This window comes from Asticcacaulis sp. (assembly GCF_020217185.1).
Classification (GTDB): domain Bacteria; phylum Pseudomonadota; class Alphaproteobacteria; order Caulobacterales; family Caulobacteraceae; genus Asticcacaulis.
The window spans coordinates 1-10,000 of sequence record NZ_JAIWNX010000246.1 but is presented as its reverse complement, the minus strand read 5'-3'; the positions used below and the strand labels follow the sequence as shown (position 1 = coordinate 10,000).

General features: G+C 61.9%; 10 protein-coding genes. 4 read left to right on the top strand and 6 right to left on the bottom strand.

The window, feature by feature from the left end; genetic code table 11:
* The 5 genes from LDL37_RS12270 to LDL37_RS12250 form a co-directional block, all read right to left on the bottom strand.
* A partial coding sequence (locus tag LDL37_RS12270) for an NnrU family protein (RefSeq protein WP_290798689.1) occupies positions 1-626 on the bottom strand: 626 nt, incomplete at its 3' end.
* Positions 627-638: 12 nt separating this feature from the next.
* On the bottom strand, positions 639-1,352 hold the full coding sequence (locus LDL37_RS12265; protein WP_290798686.1) for a hypothetical protein: 714 nt from the start codon (positions 1,350-1,352) through the stop codon (positions 639-641).
* Between the two features lie 94 nt (positions 1,353-1,446).
* Positions 1,447-2,037, bottom strand: a complete 591-nt coding sequence (locus tag LDL37_RS12260) for a hypothetical protein (protein ID WP_290798683.1) — start codon at positions 2,035-2,037, stop codon at positions 1,447-1,449.
* A 74-nt stretch (positions 2,038-2,111) separates the two neighbouring features.
* On the bottom strand, positions 2,112-2,903 hold the full coding sequence (xth, locus tag LDL37_RS12255) for an exodeoxyribonuclease III (RefSeq protein WP_126420658.1): 792 nt from the start codon (positions 2,901-2,903) through the stop codon (positions 2,112-2,114).
* Between the two features lie 53 nt (positions 2,904-2,956).
* The gene (locus tag LDL37_RS12250) at positions 2,957-4,894 is read right to left on the bottom strand and encodes a patatin-like phospholipase family protein (RefSeq protein WP_290798678.1); all 1,938 of its coding nucleotides are present in this window, start codon (positions 4,892-4,894) and stop codon (positions 2,957-2,959) included.
* A 92-nt stretch (positions 4,895-4,986) separates the two neighbouring features.
* Here LDL37_RS12250 and LDL37_RS12245 point away from each other — a divergent pair, with 92 nt between their 5' ends.
* Both LDL37_RS12245 and LDL37_RS12240 read left to right on the top strand, forming a co-directional pair.
* Positions 4,987-5,385, top strand: coding sequence for a DUF1489 domain-containing protein (locus LDL37_RS12245; protein ID WP_290798675.1), 399 nt, complete (start codon positions 4,987-4,989; stop codon positions 5,383-5,385).
* Positions 5,386-5,459: 74 nt separating this feature from the next.
* Complete coding sequence (locus LDL37_RS12240) at positions 5,460-6,608, top strand: FkbM family methyltransferase (protein ID WP_290798673.1); 1,149 nt, start codon at positions 5,460-5,462, stop codon at positions 6,606-6,608.
* Between the two features lie 4 nt (positions 6,609-6,612).
* Here LDL37_RS12240 and panC read toward each other — a convergent pair whose 3' ends face one another.
* The gene (gene panC / locus LDL37_RS12235; RefSeq protein WP_290798671.1) at positions 6,613-7,473 is read right to left on the bottom strand and encodes a pantoate--beta-alanine ligase; all 861 of its coding nucleotides are present in this window, start codon (positions 7,471-7,473) and stop codon (positions 6,613-6,615) included.
* A 57-nt stretch (positions 7,474-7,530) separates the two neighbouring features.
* Between panC and LDL37_RS12230 the strand changes: the two genes are divergently transcribed.
* Together LDL37_RS12230 and LDL37_RS12225 are read left to right on the top strand one after the other, a co-directional pair.
* Entirely contained in the window at positions 7,531-8,277 is a 747-nt protein-coding gene (locus tag LDL37_RS12230; protein WP_290798669.1) for an SPOR domain-containing protein, read from the top strand.
* A gap of 62 nt (positions 8,278-8,339) precedes the next feature.
* Positions 8,340-9,974, top strand: a complete 1,635-nt coding sequence (locus LDL37_RS12225) for a phosphatidylglycerol lysyltransferase domain-containing protein (RefSeq protein WP_290798667.1) — start codon at positions 8,340-8,342, stop codon at positions 9,972-9,974.
* Positions 9,975-10,000: the final 26 nt, after the last annotated feature.

The following is a 10,000-nucleotide window of genomic DNA, read 5'->3' as shown; positions in this document are numbered from 1 at the left end:
GTGGCAACCATGACGCGCAACACGCCCAGTTCCGACGGTTCAAAGCGTACCCGCTTCTGTGCAATGGCGAGGAAGGGCAGGATGGAGGTCGCGCGCATAATCGCCTGATAGGACTCGCCGTACTTTTCTTCACGCTTGCGGTCGATGCTGTTGGCCCCAAGGAGGCTCAGCGCCAGTAACGTCCCGAAAAACACCCAGGCGGCCAGCGTGCCGGTGGTGATCAGGTGCGTCGCCGACAACAGGCCGATACCGGCCAGCACCGGGTGACGGCTGATGCGGATGATGCCACTGACCGGATGGTCGGGCAGTTTGCTCAGCGAGCGCAGGGCCGTCGGGCTGGGGCTCAGGGCCCCGACGATAATCAGCATCAGGCTAATGAAGTTGACCCCGAAGGCCAGAATTTTCAGGACAAACGGTGCCGACCACAGGTGCAGATTAGCCGGGTCGCCACGCGAGTCGTAATAGGCGGCGATCATCCAGAAAAAACCCATGATCGACAACAGGCTGAACAGGATGAAGTAGGTGCGGATGCCGATGGCGCCGATCATCTGCTGCCGCAGATCGGAGCCGGACACCAGAATATGAATCAGGATGAAGAAGGCGCAGGCCAGAGCCAGGGTCCACATGAGAAGATCGCCTTACAGGTACTGAATCAAAGGGGAATTGAGCACGTCGCCGTCCTTGGGGGCTGGTTTGGGCGCCGGCGGCGGGGCGTCGTCATTGTCCGTGTCATCAGTGCGATGATCGTGAACCGGCGGCTTGGGGGTGGGTTCTGGCGGCGGCGGCGCGGGGGGCGTCAGTTCTTTTTCGATCTCGGCCAAAGGTTTACGGATAATCGCTTCGACATGGTAGAACCAGCGCCGCGCGGTTTCCATGGCGGCCCTCGGCCCTTCGGCGCGCGCCGTCAGCGCGTCATTGGGATCCCACAGGATCAGTTCGAAATCGGGCTTTGACGGGTCGTTGAACATCAGGCGGATGGTGACGCGATCCACCTGTGGTGCGATATCGTCGAACATCTTGTGTGCGCCACCGCGGATAATGCGGGCGGCGACCTTGTTATTGACGAACACCTCGATACCGATCAGTTCGGCCATGCTGTAGAGGCGCGTCGGCAGTTTTCCGAACTCACGCACGATGACGCAGCGATTGCCGAGGTAGGAGAGGGCGGCGGCGGCCTTGCGCGCCGGTTCGATGGAGGCCACATCGGCCTTGGCACCATTCAGCGCCTCCGCGACTTCGTCCTCAAGCTTTTTGGGCGCTTCGACGCGCGAATCCCATATCCGGTAAAGGATAAGCAGGATGGCCAGGGCGGCTGCCGTCAGGATGATGATGGTCGGCAGATACTGGTTCACGGCGCTTGCGTTCAACCCCCAAATACGAACAATGACGGCATATTAACCACGAATTGGCGCAGCCGTTAAGAGCCCGCACGCCACAGGTGTGGATTTAATCCTTGGAAGCGCGCTCAATTTCCGGTTCGGATTGTGTCGGGCGGACCGGTTGCGCCTTGGGCGGCGTGCGTTTGATCACCGCGTCGATATGTGACAGCCATTTACGGCCCAGTTGTACCGCCTCGCTGGCCGTTTTGGGGTAGGCCGCATGAGTCGTCAGGTCGCCGAACAGGGTGACCTCAAACTCCGGCGTTTCCAGATCGTTGAAGATCAGGCGCAACACGACGCGCGAGGCCCCCGGATAGGTTTCTTCGAGCACACGGCGCGGTTCGCCCTTCTGCGTGCGGGCGACTACGCGCTCATCGACGATCAGTTCCGCCCCTTCGATCTCATCAAACGTAAAGACCAGACCGTGCCGCCCCAGATCCCACAGAATGGCCAGATCACCGTGCGTGAAGTCGAGGCCAGCGGCCTTTTTCGTGCCGGTATCAAAGATGATGGCGTCCGGGGCCTTGCCGATGGCGGCGGTCAGGCCGCGCGTCAGGCGGCGCGTGCTCTCATACCACCACAGTGCCCCTGACGCGACGAGGGTCAGGAGCAGGGCCGCAAAGGCAAACCACAAGATGACGCGGAAGGCTTCTTCCATCACACCGTTACATGACCGATCATATATTTAATCAGTCCTTACCGGTATCGGGTTAAGAATAGGTATAGTGCCTGCTAAACGTCCAGTTCCACGCCCACCGGGACGTGGTCCGACGGTTTGGCATCGTCATGGGTGCGACCGCGGGCGTCTTTGTGGATTTCAAAGCCTTTCAGGCGGTCGGCGGCCTGCGGCGACAACAGGTGGTGGTCGATGCGGATGCCCTCGTTCTTTTGCCACGCCCCGGCCTGATAGTCCCAGAAGGTGTAGCGGTTGCCTTCGGGCGGCCGCAGGTCGCAGGCGTCGCTATAGCCGAGGTTTTTCAATGATTGATAGGCGGCGCGCGTCTCCGGCTGATAAAGCGCGTCATCCAGCCACGCCGATTCCCGGTAGAGGTCGGCTTTTGTCGGGATGGTGTTGAAATCACCTGATAAAAGGCTGATCTCTTCAAAGGCCAGTATCTCTTTGGCCCGCGCCTGCAAGCGCTTGTACCAGCGGTGTTTGTAAGGATATTTATCAGTGCCGATCGGGTTGCCATTGGGCAGATAGATCGAGGTGACACGCACCGGCACCGGGCCATCGACCACGGCTTCTATATAGCGCGACTGCTCGTCTTCCGGCTCGCCCGGCAGGCCGCGCACCACGTCGATCAAGGGGCGCTTCGACAACAGGGCCACGCCGTTCCACGTCTTTTGCCCGTGCACAGCGGCATTGTAGCCCAGCCGCTCAAAGGCCTCATAGGGGAATTTTTCGTCGAGGCATTTCAGTTCCTGAAGGGCGCAGACATCGGGCTGCGTCTCCTCAAACCACTCCAGGATCAGGGGCAGGCGCGCATTGACCGAATTGACGTTGTAGGTGAAGATTTTCATGCCGGACCCTGCTGAGTTGTTGAACGCTTCCTACCCCGCTTTGCGGCTTACCGCTACAGTTTGGGCTGCGGTTTTTTCGGCCCCTTCAGAAAACGCGGCAGGGTGACGCCCTGTGGTTTCAGCGTGTATTTCAGCTTATCGGGACGCGGTGGGGTGAGGAAGCTGTCGTCCGGCGTAAAGGCCGGGATATTGGGGTGCAGGCTGATGCCCAGTTTGCGCAGCTGCGTCACGGGTTGCGCAAGCTGCGCCAGGCTTTGCACGCTGGTCTGATAGCCGGATTCCACCGCCAGATCATAGGCGTGCCATTCGCGGATTTCGACGCCTTCGGGTTCGGGAATGATCAAAAGGTCACAGGCCAGACGGCTTTGCTCCAGATCCGCCGCCGTGGTGATGGTGGCCGAGCGCATCAGTATCGAGACAATCGGTGGCCCCTTGCGCCAGTCGCCTTTGAGGAACCAGGTCGGCAGGCTTTTGGGGACGTGCACGCTCTTGGGGTCGATGCCCTTGGCGCGCGTCACATCGACGCCGATGACCGTCCCCAGATGCGAATTGCGCATCATCAGGGCCGGGAAGGAGCGCATTACCGCCCCATCGACCAGCACCTGATCGTCTTCGACCACCGGCGGCATCACGCCCGGCAGGGAGATAGAGGCGCGCAGGGCCTGACGCAGGCGGCCGGTCTTGTGCACCTTGATGGTGCCGGAGGTGAGGTTGGACGACAGGCAGAAGAAGGGCAGGGGCAGGTCTTCGATCAACACATCGCCAAAATGCTGCTCTAACCGCTGATCGACCTTGCGCCCGCCGGTCAGGGCGACAAAGGGGAAGGTGACGTCATCCAGCGGCGAGGAGACGACAAAGGCTTCGCGGATATGGGCGTCGATTTCAGCGTCGGACCAGTCGAGCGCCACGCAACCGCCGATGATCGCCCCCATGGACGAGCCGCAGATAAAGTCGATGGGGATGTGGGCTTCACGCAGGGCCTGCACCGCGCCGATGTGCGAAAAGGCGCGCGCCCCGCCGCCGGAAAACACCACGCCGATGGAATGGCCGGTGACGATGCGGGCGATGCGTGCCGCGTCGGGTAGCGAGTGTTCACCCACGTGGAACCAGCGCGCCGGTTTGAAGGCGTCCAGCCAGTCGCGCGTATGCGCGATCACCTTACGCCCGTCGGCCTCCTGCGCCTGAATGAGGATCAGATCGGGCGCGCGTTGCAGCCCCAGCGGGTCGAGCAGTTGCGAGTCCTCTAGGTTCAGCGTGCTGGCCGGCAGGCGCGCCGGGTCGCTGTGGGGGCGCTGCGAATGGTGGCGGGCGTCGGCGATCCAGAAGGTGTGATCGACCTGACGTGAACTGAGCAGCCGCCAGTGGCTTTCCGGCTTTTCGGCGACGTGCAGCACGTAGTCGTTGTGCGCCTCAGCTTCGGCGAAAATATCGGCGCCGGTGCCGTGGTGATCCTTGTCGAGTACGGCGACGCGATAGCCCAGCGCGCGTACCTGTTCGGCGATACGTTCGACCAGCGGGCGGACGATGATGTCGTTCAGCGCAAAAAAAGCGAAGACATTGGGGGTGTTGTGGCGGCGGCCTTCGCGCGGGGTGCCGGAGCGGGCGCGCTCGATCATCTGCTTCGACAGGGCCAGCAACACGTCCGGCGCGGCTTCGATGGCCTTGAGGAAGTCGGCCTTGGGCAGGACCATAAGTTCGCAATCGCGCAGGGCAATGACGGTCGAGGTGTGCGGCGTGTCGGCAATCAGCGACATTTCGCCTACCGGCTCGCCCGGCTTGATCACCCCGATCAGGTGCAGACCCTGATGATCGTCGTCGTGGCGGAACACGCCCATGCGTCCGCTGCGCAACAGGTAGAGGTGATCGGACTCGTCACCGGCGCTGAACAGACGCGTGCCGCCGGTCAGGGTAATCCAACTGGCGGCCTTCAGTCCGGTCGGCGTGTTGAACAGTCGGGCGAGGGCGGCTTCGAGAGAGGTGTCTTCCGCCATGCGGGTGGCCTTGAATTATGAGTCTCTTGCCCATAGATAGCCCCGGCGGGCGCTGTTGCCAATGTGGTTAAAAACTGTGGAGCTTGCGTAGGATGAGCGTTAATCTGGTCAAGCTGTGTGTGGGGGCCGATACGGTCGATGACCTGCTCCGCTGGGAGCAAGGACACAAGACCCGCACCATCCATACGCGCCAGACGCCCAAACGCGCCGAAGAACTGCTGGATGGCGGTTCGCTCTACTGGGTGATCAAGGGGGTCATTCTGGTGCGGCGGCCGATCGCAGCCATCGACACGGTGGAGGGCGACCTGCCGCAATGCCTGATCACGGTTTCGACCGAACATATCCTGACCGAGCCGCAGCCGCGCCGTCCGTTTCAGGGCTGGCGCTATCTGGAGGTCAAGGATTCGCCGCGCGACCTGCCGCAGGGGGCAGGAGGCGAGGCGCTACCGGCGGACCTGATCGCCGCTCTGCGCGACGCCGGGGCGTGGTGACGATCTCTGTGCTAAACTGGCGACGAATCGCCGGGACGTGATGCCCGGAAAGAGTCACAGGCGGAGGGACGTCGATGCGTTATCGCGAACTGTTGGACGGGCCTGTGGATTTTGGCGATGTCGGGTTTCTGGCGCGTCTTGACGCCTTAAGCCGGGCACGCTCCGATCTCGATTATGACCGCGTGCCGCTGGTGCTTCTGGGAGCGGGCTCGGTGATGGCCCAGAGCTTTGTCCGCTATGCCTGCGAGCGGCTGAATGTCATCGCCGTGGTCGATAATCTGCGCGACGGGCAAAGCCTTTACGGCTTGCCGGTGATTGGCGACGCGGCCTTGAGTCAGCTTCTGACAAAGACACCCGACGCGGTCGGCGTCATTTGTGCCGGCTCGGAAAAACCGGCCAAGCATTTTCAGGCCATCTGGGGCGCGCATCCGGGGCCCTTACTGTTCTATTTCGAGGTCATGCCAAAGCTGGGGCAAACCTTTAGCGGCAATGCCATGTTTACGGCGCTTCAGGCCTTTTCGGACCGCGACGAGGTCGCCGCCATCCATCGTCTGGGGCAAGAGCTGTTCACGGACACCGAAAGCCTTCGCACCCTGTCGGCGCTTCTGGCCTACCGTCTGACCTGGGATGCGGCGGCGCTGGACGGCATTGTCCGGCCGCATGATCAGATCTATCTCGACAATGCGCTTTGCCCGCCGTCGCGCGACGATGTGCTGGTCGATGGCGGAGCCTATGATGGCGATACGGTGCGCGCCTTCTTCGGGCATCTGGGCGGGCCATGCCGGCAGGTGCACGCCTTTGAGCTGGATCCTGAAAATTTTGCGGCCCTGAGTGAGGCCTTTGCCGCGACGCCGCACGTGACCTGTCACGCCGCCGGCCTGTGGAGCCAGGCCGACACGGTGCGGTTTTCAGCCACAGGGGCGATGGGGAGCCGTATCGACGCCGACGGTAGCATTGAGCTGCCGGTGGTCGCCCTTGATGCGCTGAATCTGGGGGAGGTCACCTTCGTCAAGCTGGATATCGAAGGCGCCGAAGGTCCGGCCCTCGAAGGGATGCGCCGGACGATTGAGACCTATCGGCCGAAACTGGCCATCAGCGCCTACCACACATCCGACGATCTCCTGCGCCTGAGCGCCCTGATCCAGGACATGCGGCCCGACTATCGCTTTGAACTCAGACACTATTCCGGCATGATCTGGGACACGCTGCTGTACGCCGGCTAACCCCTTAAACCGCGATATTGTCGATCAGGCGCGTCTTGCCCAGCCACGCCGCCGCCAGAAGGCGCAGGTTCGGCGTCTGCGCGTCGGCAACCGCCAGCGTATTGGCGTCGCGCAGCTCCACATAGTCCACCGGACCGAAACCGGCGGCCAGAAGGTTGGCCTTCGCCGTGTTGAGCGCCTTTTCGCGCTCGCCACCGGAACGCACGGCTTCAGCCACGGCGTTCAGCTCGACGATCAGGCGCGCCGCCGTCTGGCGTTCCTCAGGGCTGAGATAGGCGTTGCGCGACGACAGGGCCAGACCGTCGGCTTCGCGCACGGTCGGCATCCCTACCACCGCCACCGGCAGGTCGAGATCGCGCACAAAGGTCTTTACGACCTGAAGCTGCTGGTAATCTTTTTCGCCAAAGATGGCGACGTCGGGCTGCACCTGATTGAACAGCTTCATGACCACCGTGGCCACGCCGTCGAAAAACTGCGGGCGGAAGGTGCCTTCCAGTTCGCGCGCCGGGCCTTCGACGTGGACGCTTGAGGCAAAGACGGCGGGGTACATCAGATCAACGCTCGGCAGATAGAGCAGGTCCGCCCCAACGCTTTCCAGAAGCTGCGCGTCCTTGTCCTCGGTGCGCGGATAACGGTCGAAATCCTCATGCGGCGCAAACTGTTTAGGGTTTACGAAGACCGAAACCACCACCACGTCGCTTAAGGTTTTGGCGTGCCGCACCAGCGCCAGATGCCCGTCGTGCAACGCGCCCATGGTCGGCACAAAGCCGATACGCAGCCCTTTGTGGCGAAAGCCGGAAACCGCGTCGCGCAGGGCGCTCAGGTCGCGGACGCGGGGCAGGAGAGAAGCAGCGGAAGCGGACATGGGGCATTAACCAAAATTACTAACGACGATTTAAACGGCTTGTGAGAGGATGAAGCTATGCGCTCTCTCTTTTCCGTTTCGAGACTGGCTCTGCTGACCGTCGCCTGCGTGGCGGCCGGACTGTCGGGGTGCGATATGCCCAAGGGCGACGGCAAGGATTTCCAGCGGATGGCCGCGCGTTTAGCCGAAATCGACATCGAAGGAAAGGGTGACCAAGCGTCATCCGCTTCGGAATCTTCCTCCTCCGCTACGCGTGACGAACAGATTCAACTGGCTTTTGAGACGGCCAAGGAACTGACCACGGGCAAGGATGGCCTGCTGGCCGCCGTGCCGAAGGACGCCGCCGGTAACCTGATCCGCGTGGTCAATCCGCTCGATATGGAGCGCCCTGACGCGGACACGCCGCTGGAGACGGGCGTTTCTCCTGCCGCGACGACGAGGCTGGCCCAGACCCAGACCGAGGCCCGGACAGAGCCACCGGTACAGGCAGTGGTTGAAAAAGTTGCGAAAGCTCCGGTGCTCAAAACCGTAGCCAAACCCGCCGATAACGGTATCGAGCAAATGGTCCGCAGCGTTCAGGTGGGCTCATTCAGCTCACGCGCCGTGGCCGAAGCGGCGTGGCACGACCTGCGTGCCAAACATCCGGGTCTTGATAATTTCAATCCGATCCTGCAACCGGTCACCGCCGCTAATGGTCAGGTGCTGGTGCGCCTGCGCATCGGGCCGGTACATTCACCTCAACAGGCCGAACGTCTGTGCAACCAGTTGGCTATTCAGGACGCCTGGTGCCGTAAGGCGGGGTAACGTCGGTATTAAGCCGCGAAAACGATTTTAGCGAATCCCCGCGCCGTGTAAAGGTGAGGGGTATGAAGCATCACAAAGACATCAAAGCCCTTGTGCTCGACATGGCCATCGTCGCCGTGCCCAAGATCATGGCGGTATTGATGATGCTGGCCGGCGCCTTCCTGCTGGCTTCGGTGCTGTCGCCTATTGATCCCGAAGCCATGCCGTTTGTGCGTCAGTGGCTGCCGCTTGAGGTGGTGGAACTGTCGCACGTCGCCGGTGTCGCCACCGGGGTGTTGCTGTTGTTTGCGGCGCGTGGCCTGTGGGAGCGGCTGGATTCGGCCTGGTATATGGCGCTGGGTCTGCTGGTCGCCGGGGCCATCCTGTCGATGACGCGCGAACTGGCCTTCGGCGTAGCCGAGGTGATGGTGGTCTGCGCCCTGCTGCTCCTGCCGTGCAAGCGCGCCTTTAACCGCCGCTCACGTCTGATGACGCTAACGCTGAAGCCGATCTGGTTGCTGGTGACGGCGACCGTGCTGATCCTTGTGGCCACAGCGGGCTTCTACTTCTATGAGCGCACCCCCTATGCCCATGAACTGTGGCAGCGCTTTGCCTATGAGGCCAGCGTCTCGCGCTTCCTGCGCGGTCTGGTGGTCATCGCCATTACGGTGGCCTTGTTCGCTCTCTATCGCCTGTTCGGGCTGGCGCGCGCCACGCCGGACCTGCCTGATGATGAAGATATGGAGGATCTGCGCGGAGTGGTTTCGCTGGCGCGGGACCCGCAGGCCTGGCTGGCGCTTACCGGCGACAAACATATCCTGTGGAATGAGGCGCGCACGGCCTTTGCCATGTATGGTGTTGCGGGTCGTAACTGGGTGGTCCTGTCCGCCCCCGTCGGCCCGCCGGAAGAGGTGCAAAAGCTGGGCTGGCGGTTGAAGGAAATGGCGGCACTGGCCAATGCCAAGCTGTCCATCTACCGCGTAACGACGGAGTTCCTGCCTCTGGCCATTGATCTGGGGCTAAGGCCCTTCAAGATCGGCGAAGAGGCGCTGGTGCCCGTACAAAGCTTCGATCTGGCGGGGAAAAAAGGTTACAGTTTTCGGCAGGTGTGGCGCAAGTTCGAACAGGCCGAAGCCCAGTTCGAAGTGCTGCATCCCGAAGCGGTGGAGACCCATCTGCCGCGCCTGAAAGCCATTTCCGATGCCTGGCTGGAAGAAAAGAAGGGCAAGGAGAAGGGCTATTCTCTGGGCTATTTCGATCCGGACTATATCCGCCTGACGCCGATCGCCGTCATCCGCATCGGCGGTGAAATCATGGCCTTTGCCAATCTGTGGGCCGCCGAAGGCCGGACTTCTCTCAGCCTCGACCTGATGCGCTATGCGCCGGAGGCCCCGCCCAATATCATGGAGTATCTGTTCCTTCGGCTGATCTTTTACGCCCGCGACGAAGGTTATCAGTGGTTCAGCCTCGGCATGGCCCCGCTGGGCGGGCTGGAGGCGCGGCCTTTAAGCCCCATGTGGAACAAGATCGCGGCGCTGATCTACGCCTATGGTGGCGAGATGTACAATTTCGACGGTCTTCGCGCCTATAAGGAAAAGTTCAAGCCGGTCTGGAAGCCGATCTACTTCGCGGTTTCCGGTAACGAAGCGGCGCTGATGCCGGCGCTTCTGGCGGTGGTGCAACTGGGTGGGCGCGTCGATAAGGCCAAAGAGGCCTAACCCTCTATCTCCAGCGCATGGCTGTG